Annotated in this window: 13 protein-coding genes and 4 tRNA genes; 9 read left to right on the top strand and 8 right to left on the bottom strand. The window is 61.0% G+C overall.

Annotated features, from left to right (window positions below):
* Positions 1–78: 78 nt before the first annotated feature.
* The 7 genes from AC1Z24_RS07985 (at position 79) to AC1Z24_RS07955 (ending at position 9173) form a co-directional block, all read left to right on the top strand.
* Positions 79–2550, top strand: a complete 2472-nt coding sequence (locus tag AC1Z24_RS07985) for a TonB-dependent receptor plug domain-containing protein (RefSeq protein ID WP_483745203.1) — start codon at positions 79–81, stop codon at positions 2548–2550.
* Positions 2551–2852: 302 nt separating this feature from the next.
* Positions 2853–3830: an ABC transporter substrate-binding protein gene (locus AC1Z24_RS07980; RefSeq protein ID WP_483745202.1), complete on the top strand. Its 978-nt coding sequence runs from the start codon at positions 2853–2855 to the stop codon at positions 3828–3830.
* 43 nt (positions 3831–3873) lie between these two features.
* Positions 3874–5226, top strand: a complete 1353-nt coding sequence (locus AC1Z24_RS07975) for an LLM class flavin-dependent oxidoreductase (protein ID WP_483745201.1) — start codon at positions 3874–3876, stop codon at positions 5224–5226.
* Complete coding sequence (locus AC1Z24_RS07970) at positions 5223–5909, top strand: peroxiredoxin-like family protein (RefSeq protein ID WP_483745200.1); 687 nt, start codon at positions 5223–5225, stop codon at positions 5907–5909. Before AC1Z24_RS07975 ends, AC1Z24_RS07970 begins: the two co-directional genes overlap by 4 nt.
* Before the next feature lie 139 nt (positions 5910–6048).
* Entirely contained in the window at positions 6049–7215 is a 1167-nt protein-coding gene (locus tag AC1Z24_RS07965) for an acyl-CoA dehydrogenase family protein (protein WP_483745199.1), read from the top strand.
* 294 nt (positions 7216–7509) lie between these two features.
* On the top strand, positions 7510–8325 hold the full coding sequence (locus AC1Z24_RS07960) for a CheR family methyltransferase (RefSeq protein WP_483745198.1): 816 nt from the start codon (positions 7510–7512) through the stop codon (positions 8323–8325).
* A gap of 185 nt (positions 8326–8510) precedes the next feature.
* Complete coding sequence (locus AC1Z24_RS07955; protein ID WP_483745197.1) at positions 8511–9173, top strand: response regulator; 663 nt, start codon at positions 8511–8513, stop codon at positions 9171–9173.
* Positions 9174–9206: 33 nt separating this feature from the next.
* On the opposite strand, the gene AC1Z24_RS07950 is transcribed toward AC1Z24_RS07955, so the two are convergent.
* The 6 genes from AC1Z24_RS07950 to AC1Z24_RS07925 form a co-directional block, all read right to left on the bottom strand.
* Positions 9207–11483 carry a molybdopterin guanine dinucleotide-containing S/N-oxide reductase gene (locus AC1Z24_RS07950; RefSeq protein ID WP_483745196.1) on the bottom strand — a complete coding sequence of 759 codons (2277 nt, stop codon included), beginning with the start codon at positions 11481–11483 and terminating at the stop codon, positions 9207–9209.
* A 25-nt stretch (positions 11484–11508) separates the two neighbouring features.
* Positions 11509–12480, bottom strand: coding sequence for an ABC transporter substrate-binding protein (locus AC1Z24_RS07945; RefSeq protein WP_483745195.1), 972 nt, complete (start codon positions 12478–12480; stop codon positions 11509–11511).
* 258 nt (positions 12481–12738) lie between these two features.
* Positions 12739–12814: transfer RNA gene (locus tag AC1Z24_RS07940), tRNA-Gly, on the bottom strand.
* Positions 12815–12817: 3 nt separating this feature from the next.
* Positions 12818–12893: transfer RNA gene (locus tag AC1Z24_RS07935), tRNA-Glu, on the bottom strand.
* A 100-nt stretch (positions 12894–12993) separates the two neighbouring features.
* A tRNA-Gly gene (locus AC1Z24_RS07930) sits at positions 12994–13069 on the bottom strand.
* 4 nt (positions 13070–13073) lie between these two features.
* Positions 13074–13149 (bottom strand) — tRNA-Glu (locus AC1Z24_RS07925).
* Positions 13150–13447: 298 nt separating this feature from the next.
* On the opposite strand from AC1Z24_RS07925, the gene AC1Z24_RS07920 reads away from it, so the two are divergent.
* A complete protein-coding gene (locus tag AC1Z24_RS07920) occupies positions 13448–14206 on the top strand; it encodes a hypothetical protein (protein WP_483745194.1) in 759 nt (252 codons plus the stop codon).
* A gap of 52 nt (positions 14207–14258) precedes the next feature.
* Here AC1Z24_RS07920 and AC1Z24_RS07915 read toward each other — a convergent pair whose 3' ends face one another.
* Entirely contained in the window at positions 14259–14741 is a 483-nt protein-coding gene (locus AC1Z24_RS07915; RefSeq protein WP_483745193.1) for a GAF domain-containing protein, read from the bottom strand.
* Entirely contained in the window at positions 14738–15628 is an 891-nt protein-coding gene (locus tag AC1Z24_RS07910) for an ATP-binding protein (protein ID WP_483745192.1), read from the bottom strand. Before AC1Z24_RS07910 ends, AC1Z24_RS07915 begins: the two co-directional genes overlap by 4 nt.
* An 84-nt stretch (positions 15629–15712) precedes the next feature.
* Here AC1Z24_RS07910 and AC1Z24_RS07905 point away from each other — a divergent pair, with 84 nt between their 5' ends.
* Complete coding sequence (locus AC1Z24_RS07905; protein WP_483745191.1) at positions 15713–18049, top strand: ATP-binding protein; 2337 nt, start codon at positions 15713–15715, stop codon at positions 18047–18049.
* The last annotated feature ends 52 nt before the right edge of the window (positions 18050–18101 follow it).

The following is an 18101-nucleotide window of genomic DNA, read 5'->3' as shown; positions in this document are numbered from 1 at the left end:
CATTGATCACCCCACACCCCCGCATTCAAAAAATCAGAACCCATCGTTATCAACCTCCTTGAACAAGGACGTTACCCCATGCGTGCAAGAAAACTCCGCTACACCCCGGATTACATGGCGTGGGCGGCCGTCGGCCTGTTGGCGGGCAGCATTACCGTCCATGCCGCCGACAAGGACGAGCAGACCCTCAATACCGTAGTCGTGACCGGCAATCGCGGCGGTGCGCCGCGTACCGTGGCCGACAGCCCGTCGCCGATAGACGTGATCAGCGGCGAGCAATTGCAGGCCACCGGCAAGGTCGGCCTGAAGGAAGTGCTGTCACGCCTGCTGCCCTCGTTCAACCTGCCGGCCATCAACGGCGGTGGCACTTCATGGTCGGTGCGCGGCGTGACCATGCGCGGGCTGTCGGGGGATCAGGTACTGGTACTGGTCAACGGCAAGCGCCGCCACAATACCGCGCTGATCAACAACCTGGCGCGGGTCGGCACCGCTGCCGTGCCGGTCAACCTGGACCTGATCCCGGTGTCGGCCATCGACCATATCGAAGTGCTGCGCGATGGCGCCTCGGCGCAATATGGCTCGGATGCGATTGCCGGGGTGATCAATATCATCCTCAAGGAAAACGACAGCGGCGGCAGCGCCGAAACCAGTTTCGGCCGCTATGGCAGCGGCGACGGCGATACCGTCCACCAGACCTTCAACTACGGCCTGCCCCTGGTCAACGACGGCTTCCTCAACCTGTCCCTGGACAGCAAGGAACAGGAGCCTTTCGACCGTACCGGCAGCGCCACCGGCTCGCTGTACTCCTCCGCCGGGCGCCCGGACAGCCGCGACCAGACCACCGACCGTCATGGCTGGAACCCCAGCTACGGCCTGGGCCGGGAGAAGGTCACCAACGGCAGTTACAACCTGGAAATCCCCCTGCAGGATGACCTCAAGCTCTACTCCTTCTCGACCTTCAGCTACATGGAAACCACCAAGGTCACGGGCAATTATCGACCCAACGAAATCACTTCCCTGGCCGGTGACCCGAACACGCCCTACCCCGACGGTATCCACGCGCAGCGACGCAACCGCACCCTCGATTTTCAGGTGGCAGGCGGCGTGAAGGGCGAGGTCGGCGGCTGGAACTACGATGCCAGTTCGACCTGGGGCGAAGACAATTCGACCCTTAACGCCAATAACACCCTCAACCCGTCCCTGGGCCCGACCAGCCCGACTTCGTTCAACCTGGCCACGCAGATCTTCGATCAGGTGACCAATAATCTGGACTTCAACCGCAGCTTCGATATCGGCCTCAAGCATGCCCTGCAAACCTCTTTCGGCTTCGAACACCGCTTCGAGCGCTATGAAATCGAGGCCGGGGATTACGCCAGCTACACACCCGGCAGCTATGTGTTGCCCAGCGGGCCGTTTGCCGGGACCACGCCGCTGCCGGGGCTGGCCTCCTATAACGGCACCAGCAAGGCCGACGCGGGCAGCATGAGCCGCAATAACGTCGCCAGTTACTTCGATCTGGGCCTGGACCTCACCGACAAGTGGTACGTGGGCGTCGCCGGCCGTTATGAGCACTACACCCAGGACATCGGCAGCACCTGGAGCGGCAAGTTCTCGACCCGCTACGAAATCCTGCCGGGCCTGGCCCTGCGCGGCACCATCAACAATGGCTTCCGCGCGCCCTCTCTGGCCCAGACCATTTACGCGTCATCGACCTTTACCTCGGCGGGGGTGGTCAACGGTCAGCAGCTGTCGGTGCCGGTCAAGGTGCTGCCGGTGGACAGCGCCGAAGCCAAGGCGCTGGGTGCGGAAAAACTCAAGCCGGAGAAATCGCTGAACTACAGCTTCGGCCTGACCTTCGAACCCTTGGATAACTATCGCCTGACCACCGACTTCTATCAGATCGGCATTCGCGATCGCATCGTCTCCACCAGCCTGCTGGGCGGCCCGGCGATCTCCCAGGTACTGGCCGCCAACGGCCTGCCACCGTCGCTCTACGCCCAGTACTACACCAATGCCGTGGACACCCGCACCCGCGGTCTCGATGTGGTCAACGAGTATCGCCAGCAGCTCGGTGAATGGGGCCAGGTGCGCTGGAGCGCCGCCTATAACTGGAACCAGACCAAGATCGAGAAGTTGCAGGACAACCCATCGGCCCTGGCCGGACTCGGGTCGCAATACCAGCTGTTCGACCGCCGCCTGCAAAAAGACCTGACCGTGGCCACGCCGCAGTCAAAATTGATCCTGGCCTCGAACTGGAAGCTCGGCGACTTCGATACCAACCTGGCCGTGACCCGTTTCGGCAGCTATATCGAAGGCGATAACAACCCGGTCAACGACCGCAAATACTCGGCCAAATGGATCACTGACCTGGATGTGGCCTACAAGCTCAGCAAGCAACTGACCATAGCCCTGGGCGGCAATAACCTGTTCAACGTCTACCCGGACAAGAAGGGTATCCAGGACTGGAGTGGTGCCTATAAATACGGACAGTTCTCGCCGTTCGGGCTGGGCGGGTCGTATTACTACACGCGGTTGGCGTATGCGTTCTAACCCATCAGGCGGGAACCTGATGTGGGACCGGCTTTAGCCGGGAAGAAGTCGGTGAATTCAATAAAGATCGTGTGTCTGGAGCATCGTCTTCCCGGCTGAAGCCGGTCCCACATTCATTAACGCGCCCATATAAATACATAATATTCATATTAAAAATCTGCAAAATTACAAAAACACATCATTAGCTTATAACCAAAAGGTACTTCACAAGCCTTTCTTATAGGAATACTTTCAAACCCAGACCGACCCCTTTCCAGGCGGAGGCTGCCAGCACCCCTCTTATCGCCTGGAGATACGCCCTTATGTCGCGCCTTTTTTCTCTCAAACACCTGCTGCTGGGCAGCCTGCTCGGCCTGAGCCTCAGCCAGGCGGTCCAGGCGGCCGATTTGCAACCGCTGCTGGTGGCCAACCAGAAACAGAGCATCAAGGTGCTGCTGCAAGTCTCCGGCGAGCTGAAGAACGTTCCGTACGAGATTCAATTTTCCGAATTCCCCGCTGCCGCGCCTCTGGGCGAAGCCTTGAATGCCGGGGCCGTGGATGTCGGTGGCCTGGGTGATGCGCCTTATGTGTTTGCCTACGGTGCCGGAGCGCCATTGAAAGTCGTCAGCATCGTACACATGGAAGGCCGCTTTACCACGGCAGTGCTGGTGCCCAAGGACTCGCCGGTCAAGACCCTGGCCGACCTCAAGGGCAAACGCATCGTCACCGGTCGTGGCTCTATCGGTCACTTCCTGGCGATCAAGGCCTTGCGCAGCGCCGGCCTGCAGACCAGCGACGTCAAGTTCGTCTACCTGCTGCCGAGTGAATCGCGCCTGTTGCTGGACAACGGCGATGCCGACGCCTGGGCGACCTGGGACCCTTACACCACCATCGCCATTACCCAGAGCCAGGCTCGGGTCATAGCCAGCGGCAACGAGCTGCTGACCAACAACTTGTACTTCGCCGCCACCAGCAAAGCCATCGAAACCAAGCGTGTGCAACTCGATGACTTCGTCGCCCGAGTCGAGCGCGCCTATAACTGGGCCAATACCCACCCCGAGCAATACGCCGCCGCCCAAGCCCAGGTCACCGGCCTGCCAGTGGAGGTGCACGTCGCCATCGACAAAGCCACGCACATGCAGCGCGTGGATATCGACGACACGATCATCAAGGGTCTGCAAGAGACTGCGGACATCTACCAGCAGGAAGGCATCGTCACGAAAAAGATCGACGTCTCTCAAGGCTTCGACAAGAGCTTCAACGCCTCGCGTGCCCGGGTTGCTCAGGCAACCGCTCAATAAACCCACCGTCAGTGAATGACCTACAAGATTCAGGAGCACGATCATGAGTAAGCAACGTCAATTGAAACTGGGCGCCATGGTTCATGGTGTCGGGCACGGTTGGGGCGAATGGCGTCACCCTGATGCCCTGGCCGATGCCAGCGTCAATTTCAACTTCTACAAGCAGCAGGCACGCCTTGCCGAAGCGGCCAAGTTCGACTTCGTGTTCATCGCCGACAGCCTGCATATCCATGAAAAATCCAGCCCGCACTACCTCAATCGCTTCGAACCGCTGACCATTCTCTCGGCCCTGGCCGCGACCACCGACAAGATCGGCCTGGTGGCCACCGTGACCGTCAGCTATACCGAGCCGTTCCAGGTCGCCCGCCAGTTTGCCTCCCTGGACCATATCAGCGGCGGTCGCGCCGGCTGGAATGTGGTGACGTCCTGGCTCAGCGGCACCGCCGACAATTTCGGCAAGGCCGAGCATCCGCCCCACCCCGTGCGCTACCGTATCGCCAAGGAGCACGTCAGTGTGGTCAAGGGCCTGTGGGATTCCTGGGAAGACGACGCCTTCGCCCGCAACAAAGAGACCGGCGAATTCTTCACCCCCGGCAAGCTGCATGCACTGAACCACAAGGGTGAGTTCTTCTCGGTCAAGGGGCCACTGAATATCTCCCGCTCCAGGCAAGGCCAGCCGCTGATATTCCAGGCTGGCACCTCCGAGGACGGACGCAACTTCGCCGCTGAATATTCGGACGCCATCTTTGTCCACGCCGAATCCCTGGAAGAGGCACAGGCCTATTACGCCGACCTGAAAAAACGTGCCAAGGGTTTTGCCCGGGACCCGCAGGACCTGTCGATCCTGCCGGGCATCCGCCCGATCGTCGGGCGTGACGAGGCGGAAGTGGAAAGCCGCTATCAGCAGGCCGTAGAACTGGTCAGCATCGAAGACGCTATCGTCGCCCTGGGTCGCCCGTTCAATGATCATGACTTCAGCAAATATCCACTGGATGAGCCCTTCCCGGACCTCGGCGATCTGGGCTCCAACAGCCAGCGCGGCGGTTCCGACCGCATCAAGCAACTGGCGAAAGAGAACAGTCTGAGCCTGCGCGAAGTGGCCCTGCATTTCTCCCGACCCAAGCGCGATTTCGTCGGCACCCCGGAACAGGTCGCCGATGCCATCCAGACCTGGTTCGAACAGGGTGCGGCGGATGGTTTCATCATCAACTCGCTGCTGCCGGACGGCTTGCAATCCTTCACTGAACAAGTGGTCCCGGTACTGCAGAAGCGCGGCCTGTTCCGCAGCGAATACGCAGGTGCAACCCTGCGCGAACATTTCGGCCTCGAAGTGCCGGTCAACCGCTACGCCCAACAGCATGAGGCTGTCGAGCAGCATGAGGAGGCACTGGCATGAGTGAGTCGCTCAATAAACTGCTGGCTGATCTGCACGCCGACCGGGTCGCCAACTGGGCGCCGCAGGCGCTCAAGGTCAATATCGATCAGCGCCAGCATCTGGTGGACAGCGCCGACCCCGAGCAGTGGATCAAGACCGGCGATGTTATGGATACCTTCGAATTGCTCAAGGTCGAGGGCGGCAGCCTGACGCGCGAACAGCTCACGGCCAATGGCCCGGCGGTGCTGGTGTTCTTCAGGTTTGCCGGCTGCCCGGCGTGCAATATCGCCCTGCCGTATTACCAGCGTCGCCTGTTCCCAACCCTCAAGGCCTGGGGCGTGCCGCTGGTAGCGATCAGCCCGCAGGTGCCTGAGAAGCTGATCGAGATCAAGCTGCGCCACTCTCTGGAATTGCAGGTCGCCAGCGACCGCGACAACCAACTGGGACGGCGCCTGGGAATTCTCTACAGCTTCGACGAAGCCTCGCGCCAGGCGGCCCTGAGCCGTGGTGGCGGCGGCATCGGCGAAGTAACCGGCACCGGCACCTGGGAACTGCCGCAACCGACGCTGCTGGTACTGGATCGCGATGGCCGCGTGGCCTTTGTCGAAGTCAGCCCGGACTGGCTGGTACGGACCGAGGCGGATGGTGTGTTGCGGGTGGTTGAGCAGCTGCTGGCCGAGTCAGCGCCTGCCGTGGCGGTCTGACTTTCATCAACAACACCCTCCCTGTAAGAGCTGCCGAAGGCTGCGAAATTGGCCGCCCTGACACACCGCCATCGCAGCCTTCGGCAGCTCCTACAGATCCTCTGTCTACAGAGGATTTTTGCGCAAGGATCCCATCTCCATGAGCCTTTCCACCCTACGCCACATCGACACCGAGCCTGAGTCCGCCGAAGCCTTCAGCGCCCGCCTGGCCACTCTCAGCGAGACCCTGGCCGAAAGCGCCGAACGCTATGACGTCAGCGGCGAATTCCCCTACGACAATTTCCGCCTGCTGCATGAACACGGCCTGCTCGGCCTGACCGTCCCGCAGAGCCTGGGCGGTGGCGCTGCGGATCTCGGCCGGGCGCAGCAGGTGATCCGCGCGGTCGCCCGGGGCGAGCCGTCCACGGCGCTGATTCTGGTCATGCAATACATCCATCACGTGCGCCTGCAGGACAGCAAGAGCTGGCCCCAGGACCTGCGCCTGCAAGTCGCCCGTGAGGCCGTACGCGATGGTGCCCTGATCAATTCCCTGCGGGTCGAACCAGACCTGGGCACCCCTGCCCGCGGCGGCCTGCCCGGCACCATCGCCCGGCGCACGCCTGAAGGCTGGCGCATCAGCGGCAGCAAGATCTACTCCACCGGCAGCCATGGTCTGACCTGGTTCGCCGTATGGGCGCGCAGCGACGATGCCGACCCGCTGGTCGGTGCCTGGCTGGTGCACAAGGACAGCCCCGGCGTAAGCATCGTCGAAGACTGGGACCACCTGGGCATGCGCGCCACTTGCAGCCATGAAGTGGTGTTCGACGACGTGTTGGTGCCCCTCGAACACGCGGTCAGCGTCAGCCCGTGGAGTGCGCCACAGGCCGAGCTGGACCCGGCGGGCATGCTGTGGATGTCGGTGCTGCTGTCGTCGGTCTATGACGGCGTCGCCCGCTCGGCACGGGACTGGCTGGTGCAGTTCCTGCAAAACCGCAAGCCTTCCAACCTCGGCGCGGCGCTCTCGACTCTGCCGCGCTTCCAGGAGGTGGTCGGCGAGATCGATACCCTGCTGTTTGCCAACGACACCTTGCTGCAATCGGCGGTTCAGGGCCTGACCCCACCGGCCCACGCCGCACAGGTCAAATACCTGGTGACCCTCAACGCGATCCGCGCCGTGGAACTGGCCGTCGAAGCCGCTGGCAACCCCGGCCTGTCACGCAGCAACCCGCTGCAACGGCATTACCGCAACGTGCTGTGTGCACGCATTCACACGCCGCAGAATGATGTAGTGCTGTTGTCCGTGGGCAAGGCAGCGCTTTCTATCTGAATTGGAAAGATCTGTGTGGGACCGGCTTTAGCCGGGAAAGGGCCGGCTAATCTGTCGCATGCCCGTGGTCAATCAAAATGCCTTCCCGGCTGAAGCCGGTCCCACACCCAATCTGCGCTCCCGGAAATCCCCAAACTGTTCTCCCCAGGCGATAACCTCCGTGGCTTAGGGGTTATCCCGATATTGATATCAAAAAGCTATCGCTATCATCCGGCGATCTTGGACAACGGATCGATGCGGGATGCAGAGTTATCGTGTAATCAGCGTTGGCATCATTGCAGCCGGGAGGCGCTGATGCCCGATGCCCTGAAGATGATGCCGATACTGGATGACCACGCCTTCCAGCGCTTGCAGGCATTGCTGATCAGCATCAGCGGGATCCTCCTGACCGCCAACAAACGCAAGCTGGCAGCCAGCCGTCTGGGCAAGCGTGTGCGGCATTTTCGCTGCGCCAGCTTCAGCCAGTACCTGGACCTGCTCGAAGACCCGGCGCATTTCGACGAGCAGCGTCTGGTGCTGGATCTGCTGACTACCCACGAAACCTATTTCTTGCGCGAGCACACCCATTTCGATTTCCTCGGTTGCTGGCTGCAACATCAGCAGCGGCCCTTAAGGGTCTGGAGTGGGGCCTGTTCATCCGGCGAAGAAGCCTACAGCCTGGCCATGGTGCTCGGCAGCCACGCGCGCCATCACGACTGGTCGGTCCTGGCCAGCGACCTCAGCTACACCCTGCTGGCAAAAGCGCGCGCGGGCATCTACGACATGACCCAGGCCAAATACCTGCCCGAAGACTGGCTGCAGCGCTACTGCCAGAGCGTTTTGGTGGACGGCAACCTGTGCCTGCGCATTTGCGATGAGCTGCGGGCACGGGTGCAGTTTCGCCAATTGAATCTGAGCCAGCCGCTGGATATCGACTTCGAGCAATTCGACGTGGTGTTCCTGCGCAATGTCCTGACCTATTTCAGCCAGGAAGAAAAGCCGCGCATTGCCCGGCAAATCGTCGACCAGATGCATCCGGGCGCGCTGTTGTTCATTGGCCACGCAGAAAACATTTATGACCTGAATCTGCCCGTACGTCTGACCCACCCGTCAGTGTACGAACGCCTGTGATCAGCGCCACCCGAGCCCGGTCACTCAAGGTCTTCTAATCCCACCAGGCGCGATTTCGCTGCCGGCCCGGGACAGCCACTCAGGCGCCCCCCGCATCACCGGGACAGCTCGCCTCCAGGGAAAACAAAAAAACTGGCTGCCCTTAACGGCGGCTACTCCCTCCCCTGCGATACGGATCTGTACTTATGCTTTGCCGAATATTGCTCGCCGATGACTACCCCTTGTTTCGGGCCGGGCTGCGAGCGCTTCTGGAAAACCGCAATGGCTACGAGATTGTCGGAGAGGCGGACGATGGCCATAGCGCCATCGAACTGGCTTCACGCCTGCTGCCGGATATTGTCCTGCTGGATATGTCTCTGGAGCGTAGTTCAAGCGTGACCGCCCTCAAGGAACTGTCGATCCATGCGCCGGACAGCAAGGTACTGATGCTGTCGACCCACACCGACGCGGGCTTCGTCATGAAATGCCTGAAGCTGGGCGCCCACGGCTACCTGCTCAAGAACGCCACGGTGCCGGAACTGGACATGGCCCTGCAGGCGCTGCGCGGCGGCGGGCAATACCTGTCACCGGCAGTGATCCCACTGGTGGTCAGCCAGGCCGTGCGCAAAAGCGCGCCGCTGCCCGCCAGCACCGACGGCAGCCCCGGCACCCTCACCGAGCGCCAGATAGAAATCCTGCGCCTGATCGCCAGGGGCGAATCGACCCGCTCCATTGCCACCGGCCTGGGGCTGAGCGTCAAGACTGTGGAAGCCCATCGCTCCCAGGTCATGCATCGCCTGCGCATCTACGACATAGCCGGGCTGGTGCTATTTGCCGTACGCGAGGGCATCATCCAGGTCAATGACTGACCCGGATGATGCCCTGGGCCAGGGATGGCCGACTTACCGCTGCTGCAATACCGGCGGTTCAAAAGCACTGATCGGCGGCAGTGCCTCATGCCATTTGACGATCTCCACCGTCGCGGTCTGGGCGCTGCATCCCTGGGAGAGCAATGACGCGCCAATATCCGCCGTGACCATATTGGGATTGCCGTGCTTGTCCAGGCTGCCGCTTTGCCCTGCCACCAACGGGTCGAACCAGGCGCCAGTAGCGATCTGCACGACGCCAGGACGAATGTTCTCCGAGACAATGACGCCGGCGAGAAAGGCGCCACGAGCATTGAAGACCTTGACCACATCGCCATCAACGATCCCTCGTGCCTGGGCATCGAGGGGATTAAGGGTCAGGGGCTCACGCTGCCGGATTTTCGACGCGCGACTATACGAGCCGTGATCGTATTGACTGTGCAGGCGGGTTTTCGGCTGATTCGACAGCAAGTGCAGTGGCGCTTCAGGCGCAGGCTTGTCGAGCCATACCGGATGGCCAGGGCAATCGGCATAGCCAAAACCGGCGATGCGTTCGGAAAATATCTCGATGCGCCCCGATGGGGTCGGTAGCGGATGGGCGTGCGGGTCATCGCGAAAAGCCTTGAGCAGGATGGTATCGGTCTGCGGATAGGCGACCTCGAACAAGCCATCGCGCCAGAACTGATCGTAGTCCGGCAGCTCGACGCCGAAATCTTCGGCACGGCCTCGGGACTCTTCATAGATGGCTCGCAGCCAGGCCTCGGCATCGCGGCCCTCGGTGAAGCCTTCGGCAAAATCCAGACGTGTCGCGAGATCGGCAAAAATCGAATAATCGTCACGGGATTCGCCCACGGGCGCGATGGCCTGCTGCATGGCGATCATGAAGCGGTCCGAGGCAGAACTGCCGATATCGTTGCGTTCCAGGGCCGTGGTCGCGGGCAGGACGATATCGGCGTGTTTGGCCTGGGCGGTCCAGTATTGCTCGTGGACGATGATGGTTTGCGGACGTTGCCAGGCGCTCAATAGACGATTGAGGTCCTGATGATGGTGAAAGATATTGCCGCCCGCCCAGTACACCAGGCGGATGTCCGGATAGTGACGGCGCTGACCGTTGTAATCGAAAGGCGCGCCGGGGTTGAGCAACATGTCGGTGACCCGCGCCACCGGGATGAAATCCTTGACCGGGTTGCTGCCCTGGGAAAAACGCGGCCCGGAAAACGCCTTGCGCCCACTGCCAGTATTGTTCATGCAGCCATAGCCCAGACCGAAACCGCCGCCGGGCAAGCCGATCTGGCCCAATAGCGCGGCCAGGGTCACGGTCATCCAGAACGGCTGTTCGCCATGTATCGAGCGTTGCAATGAATAGGCGATATTGATCATGGTGCGTTTGCTGGCCATACGACGGGCCAGTTCGATGATCTGTGCGGCGGGGATATCGGTCAGAGCCTCGGCCCATTGCGGGGTCTTGGCCTGACCATCGCTCTGCCCGAGCAGGTAATCGCGAAAGCGTTCATAGCCGACGGTGTAGCGCTGAACGAACGCCTCATTGTGCAGGCCCTCGCTGATGAGCACGTAGGACAGCGCCATCATCAGGGCCGTGTCACTGCCCGGCCGTACCGGCAGCCATTGGTTCTGCTTTGGTCCGACCAAGTCATCGCGCAACGGGCTGATATTGACGAACTGCACCCCGGCCTCGGACATGCTGTCCAGGGCGTTGCTCAGCAGGTGGTCACTGGCGCCGCCGGGGCTGGTCTGGGCGTTCTTGGCCGGCAGGCCGCCGAAGGCAACGAACAGCTCGCAGTGTTCGGCCAGGTTTTTCCAGGAGGTGTGGGCGGCCAGCAGCCAGTCCATATTGCCGACGATATGCGGCATCAGCACGCGCCCGGCGCCAAGGCTATAGCTGTCGGTGCTGTAGACATAGCCGCCGAAACCGTTGAGAAAACGATGCAGCTGGCTCTGGGCATGATGAAAGCGCCCGGCGCTGCCCCAGCCATAGCTGCCGCCGAAAATCGCCTGGTTGCCATGTTGCGCCTTGACCCGCCGCAGCTCGCTGGCGACCAGCTCCAGGGCGACGTCCCAGGACACTTCGACAAACGGCTCCTGACCGCGTAGCTGCGGGCTACCGCCCTGCTGTTCGAGGAAACTGCGGCGCACCGCCGGGCGCATGACCCGGGTCAGCGAGGTGATCGCCTCGGCGACCGAATCACCAATGGGCGAAGGGTCCGAATCCCACTCGACCGGCTTGAGGGCCTGCAACTTGCCATCGACCACCTGCGGGCGATAAGCGCCCCAGTGCAATGAAGTGAACGTCATGGGAACAGCTCCGACGGGGCGATGATCAGCGTGACACCTGAGCGCCAGCCTGCCCCTGGGCCTCAAGCGACTGGCTGAAAGACTGATCGAAGACTTTATCTGCCGGGTAAGACTTCGTCAGTCCGGTGCCGCTGAAAAAGTCGATGGTCTGCTGCGCACCAGCAATGACCTGGGCCGTTACCGGCACGATAACAATCTGCGAGCGGGCAAACCACAGGCGCGCCACTTCAGCGTCAGCCTTGGTCAAAGCCGCCCAGGCGGTCGCGTAGGTGTCGGTGTTTTGCGCGCTGCTCACCGACCAGGCGCGTGCAGCCTGCAGGCGTTGCAGGAAATCACTGATCTGCGCGTGTTTGTCCTTGATCGACTTGTCGTTGGCGACAATGAAACTCTGCGCCGGAATCAGCCCCTTGGCGGTGGTAAGAATGCGCGAGCCCTGGCGCTCCTGTTGGGTAACATAGGGGTCCCAGGTGGCGATGGCGTCCACCGAACCGCCATCCAGGGCGTGAGACGCATCCAGTGCGCTGAGGTAGCGGTAGTCCACGGCATCACGGGCGACACCGGCCTTGTCCAGTGCGGTCAACATCAATTGCTGGCTCCACGAGCCTTTCCAGATCGCGACCTTCTTGCCCTTGAGGTCGGCCAGGGTCTTGATCGGCGAATCCCTGGGCACGACGATGGCCACACCGTCCAGGTTCTGCCGGGTCACGCCAACCACCTTGATCGGCGCACCCAGGGCACCGAGAAACAGCACCGGCGCATCGCCCAGCAGACCCACATCCAGGCTGCCGGCATTGAGGGCTTCGGCAACCGGGGAGCCCGCAGTGAATTGCTTCCACTCGAGGGTGTAAGGCAGGTCCTTGAGCACACCCGATGCTTCCATGACGGTGCGGGCACTGTAACTCTGGTCGCCGACGACCAACTCGGCAGCGTTGGCAGACAGGTGCGTGCCGAGAGCCAGAATCAGGCTGAGCAGAAGGGTTTTGCGGGGGATCAACATATATAGATAGCCTGCGCGAGCTCACAGGGAGCCGGATCACTTGAAGATTCCGGGTCCGCTCGTGCGGTGGCCGACTGTGCGCCAGCCTTGCGACAACAGTCGTTCAGCGGCGGTCGTTAACCGTAGCATTTTGCTGATTATAAAAATAATGCATTTTTGTTCTATGCAAATATCGAAGACTCATCGGTGGCTGATTTGATTTCGATAAAACGCGGACAAATAAAAACGCCGCTCTATTGAGCGGCGTTTTTATATAAATGGAGCGGGAAACGAGACTCGAACTCGCGACCCCGACCTTGGCAAGGTCGTGCTCTACCAACTGAGCTATTCCCGCAAATGGCGTCCCCTAGGGGACTCGAACCCCTGTTACCGCCGTGAAAGGGCGGTGTCCTAGGCCACTAGACGAAGGGGACGCTGCCCGGAACATATGGTGATGTTCCAGAGTTCAAAACCCGATCAATGATCGTGTTCTGATTTCACTACAATACTGCCCGAAGACAACATTGCTAAATTTGGAGCGGGAAACGAGACTCGAACTCGCGACCCCGACCTTGGCAAGGTCGTGCTCTACCAACTGAGCTATTCCCGCAATGTGGCGTCCCCTAGGGGACTCGAACCCCTGTTACCGCCGTGAAAGGGCGGTGTCCTAGGCCACTAGACGAAGGGGACACACGTACAACATTCACTACTGACTGCGCTACGCTGTATGCTTTACGCTGTAAGTGGCGCGCATTCTATGGATGGATTGGGGGGTCGTCAACCCCCATCTGAAAATTTATTTAAATCAATGACTTCACCGGCTTCTGGCATTTTCAGGCATATAGATGAAGGATTCTGTTAACCGTCACCTCCATGACGTCAATTAGTTGCGAACTCCGACAGGTACATCTATGCGCAATAGTGCTTAGCCACTACACTCGCGCAATACACTTGAATTAAAGAAGAGGTTAGCGCGGTGACACCACTCATGATCACACTGATGGTAGTAGCTGGCATCGCACTCCTGATCGCGATCGGCTACTTGAACCACGTCGCTGAAAACAACAAGGTCGAGAAGGCACGTACCAAACTGGAACTCACCGACCGCCTGCGTCGTTGCGGCGAGATTTCGGAGACGTTCCCCGGGCAATTGGTGACACCAGCACTCAAGCTGCTGATGACGCGCCTGGAACTCAACGTCATACAGCGCATGCAGAACCTGGACAAACACAACGACCAGCTCAAGTCACGCGCTGCCGAGTTGTCCGAGCTGGTGGCCAAGGGCGAAGGCATTCCGGTCAATAACCCGCCGAGCCCGATTCTCACTGAAGCCAAAGCCAAGGACGTGCGTTTCCTGCTCGAGGCCCTGCATGGCCAGGTTACCCGCGCGGCCCACGACGGCTTTCTGATGACCAACGAAGCCAAGCACTGGATTCGCGAAATCCGCAATATCCTGGTCATGCTGCACATCGAGTTTTTCAATAACCTGGGCCAGGCGGCACTGAACAACGATCAGCCTGGCCAGGCGCGTCTGGCCTTCGAGCGTGGTGTGCAGTACCTGCGCAACCAACCGGACCCGGTCACTTATCAGCAGGCACTGATCAGCATGGAAAAACAATTGGCCCGTGCCAATTCCATGGTTCTGACCAATATCGCGCCGACCGAAGACGACGAAAACGCCCTGACCGAAGGCCTGAAGGCGGACGAAGTCGAATCGGAATGGAAGAAAAAGGTCATCTACGACTGATAAGCCACGCGGCGCACGACCATCCGGTCCTGCGCCGCGGTCAATGACCGACTCAGCAGTCGGTCAGCCGCAGAAAGATTTCTACCAGCTTCTCCACTCCCGCCTGATCCTCCTCGCTGAAACGCCCTACGCTCGGGCTGTCCAGATCCAGCACACCCAGCAGTCGCCCATCCTTGATCAACGGCACCACCAGCTCGCTGTTCGACGCGCTGTCGCAGGCAATGTGCCCGGCAAAGGCGTGAACATCTTCAACGCGCTGAGTCTGCCGGGTTGCAGCGGCCGTGCCGCAGACACCGCGACCGATAGCAATGCGTACGCAGGCGATCTGCCCCTGGAACGGTCCCAACACCAGCTCTTCATCGCGATTGAAATAGAAACCGGCCCAGTTAAGATCATCCATCTGGGTATAAAGGAAAGCCGAGAACTGCGCGGCGTTGGCGATCAGATCGCGCTCGTCGGCCAGCAACGACTCCAATTGCGCCGTCAACAGGCCATAGCCGTCCAGGCCCTTGCCACTGGCTTGCAGATCAATCATTGCGGTTGCTCCAGCAGTTTCAAACCAACCCAATAGCGGGCGAACTGGTAGGCACAGCGGCCGTTGCGATTGCCGCGCCCGGTGGCCCAGCGCACGGCCAGGATGTCCAGTTCTTCGTCGCGCTGCCAGCTCAAGCCGGCCTTGGCGGCCAACTGGCCGATCCAGTGTTCGACCACATTGAGGAAATGTTCCTGGGTGAAGGGGTAGAACGACAGCCACAGGCCGAACCGGTCGGACAGGGCGATCTTGTCCTCGACCGCCTCGCTCGGATGCAGCTCGCCGTCGACGTGTTTCCAGTTCTCGTTGTCGCTTTCCTTTTCCGGCACCAGATGGCGACGGTTGGACGTGGCGTACAGCAAGACGTTGTCCGGCGCCTGTTCAAGGGAGCCATCGAGCACGCTCTTGAGCACGCGATAGTCACCTTCACCGGACTCGAAGGACAGGTCGTCGCAGAACAACACGAAGCGCTGTGGCAGCTTCTGCAAGGCCTCGACCACCCGCGGCAGGTCGCCCAGGTGGTCGCGCTCGATTTCGATCAGGCGCAGACCGTCGGCGGCGTGTTCGGCCAGCAGCGCGCGAATCAGCGAGGATTTGCCGGTGCCGCGCGAACCCCACAGCAGCGCGTGGTTGGCGGGCATGCCATCGAGAAACTGGCGGGTGTTGCGGCCCAGTTGCTCGCACTGGCGGTCAACGCCGATCAGGTCCGACAGGCGCATGTCCAGGCTGACTTCCAGCGGCATCAAGTAGCCTGTACGACCCTCGCGAACCCAGCGCGCGGCCAGGCTCTCGTTCCAGTCGATGGCTTCACGCTGCGCGGGCAGCAACGGCTCCAGGCGCGCCAGAACGGATTCGGCACGCTCCAGAAAAGCATTCAATCGAGAGTCCACTATGTCTCCTTGGATTTAACTTATTAAAGGCTGGGCCCATCAGCTATGCTTGCCCCGCAATGGACCCGCAAGTGGCAGTGCATCATGGATATCGCATTCACCAACCGACTGTCGTACAAGCAGGCCCGCACCACGGTGCTGGTCGGCTTCGTTCTCGGGACATTACTCAGCCTGGTGCAGATTGCCCTCGATTATGCCAGCGAAGACGCCTCCATCGATCGTGAAATTCGCGCGCTGCTGCAAATCAGTCACAACACCGCCTCACGTATCGCCTACAACATCGACGCCGAGCTGGCTCAGGAACTGACCCTGGGACTGCTGCAATCCCCGGCCGTGGTCGGTGCGCGCCTGAGCGACAACAATAATGTGGTGTTATCCAGTGTCGAGCGGCCTTTCGCCCAGAGCCGCTACCGCATGGTCAGCGACTTCCTGTTCGGTGAAAGCCGCCAGTTCGAAGACATCCTGCACCTGGACCACATGCCCACCGAATTCATCGGCAGCCTGCGCCTGAACGTCGACACCTACACCTTCGGCAGCCGCTTCCTCAAGCGCGCCCAGATCACGCTGATCAACGGTTTTGTGCGCAGCCTGGCCCTGGCCGGCATTCTGCTGATCATTTTCTACGTCAACCTGACCCGGCCGCTGGTGGAAGTGATCCGCTCCCTGAGCACGCGCGATCCGCGCGACTCCAGCCAGGCGCCCCTGCCCTGCCCGCCCAGCCACGAAAACGACGAGATCGGCGTCCTGGTGCGGGTGGCCAATCAACAGTTCGAGAACGTCACCACCGAGTTCATTCGCCGTCGCGAAGCCGAAGACCGCCTGACCGATCACCTCAACGAGCTGGAAGACATCGTTTCAGCCCGTACCACCGAGCTCAAGGCCAGTAACCTGCGCCTGAGCCAGTCCAACGAAGAACTGCAGATCGCACGCAGCACCGCCCTGGACATGGCCCATGCGCGCTCGGCGTTCCTGGCCAACATGAGCCATGAGATTCGCACGCCGCTCAATGGCCTGCTGGGCATGCTCGCACTGTCCATGGACGGGCCGTTAAACGCCGAACAGCGCCAGCAACTGTCGATCGCCCACGACTCGGGCAAGGTCCTGGTGGAACTGCTCAACGATATTCTCGACCTGTCCAAATTCAATGCCGGGCAACTGGAAATGGAGCGTATCCCTTTCGACCTCGGCAGCCTGATCGAAGACACCGCCAACCTGCTGTCGCAGAACGCCGCCCCCAGCGTCGAACTGACCTGCCTGATTGCTCCGGACTTTCCGGCTATGGTGCTGGGCGACCCGACGCGGGTCCGGCAGATTGTCAGCAACCTGCTGTCCAATGCCCTTAAATTCACCCGCAGCGGGCGTGTCGATGTACGCCTTGAACATGACACCCAGGCTGATCGGATACGTATCGAAGTCTGCGACACCGGCATCGGTATCGCCCAGGATGCCCAGGCACGGATTTTCCAGCCCTTCACCCAGGCTGAAGCTGCGATTACCCGCCAGTTCGGCGGCACCGGCCTGGGCCTGGCGCTGACCCACAACCTGTGCGAGGCGATGAATGGCTACCTGAGCATTCAATCCCAGACCGGTCTGGGCAGCCGCTTCTGTGCCGAACTGCCGCTCCCCGTACACCAGCCAGCCTGCGCGACACCCTTGCTGCGCGGCCGGGTGGTGGTGGTCAGCGCCGCAAACAGCGGTCTGTCGGAGCTACTGGGCAGCCTGCTGCCCGCCTGGGGTATCGATTACAAGCGCTGGGGCCGCGATGAGCACTCCCCCGGCCTGCAAATGGATGGCCTGCCCGATCTGTTGATCACCGACTGCCCCGAATGCCTGCTCGGCATGCGCCCAGGCACCAACGTGCCGATCCTGTTGGTCACCGCTTATGGCAACTTCATGCCCGGCGACCAACTCAGTGCCTTGGCCCCGCTCCAGCAGCAGGCTCGCCCACTGGCGCGCAATACCCTGTACCAAACCCTGAGCCGGGTCCTGCATGAGGTAGAGCCCACGGCCATCGAGGTACCGCCGGAGGCCTTCACCCCGCTGCGCCGCTCGAACATCCTGCTGGTGGAGGACAACCCGGTCAACCAACTGGTAGCCAAGGGCATGCTGAGCAAGCTGGGCTGCGATGTGACGGTGGCCAGTCATGGTGTCGAAGCCCTGGACTGCCTGGAAAGCAGCGCATTCGATCTGGTGCTGATGGACTGCAACATGCCGGTGATGGATGGCTATGAAGCCACCCGACAGATTCGCCGTAGCGGCCGCTGGCCCGATCTGCCGATCATCGCCCTGACCGCCAACGCCATGCCCGAGGAACGGGAACGCTGCCGTGCATCGGGCATGAGCGATTACCTGGCCAAGCCATTCAGAAAGGGGGAATTGATCAATTTGCTGGATCAGTGGATACCTGTGACACAGACATAGATCCCCTTGTGGGACCGGCTTTAGCCGGGAAGGCATCAGTACAGCCCATACC

The sequence above is a fragment of the Pseudomonas sp. JL23 genome (assembly GCF_056933585.1).
Note: the sequence above shows the minus strand (reverse complement) of the source record. Positions and strands in the feature narration are given on the sequence as shown.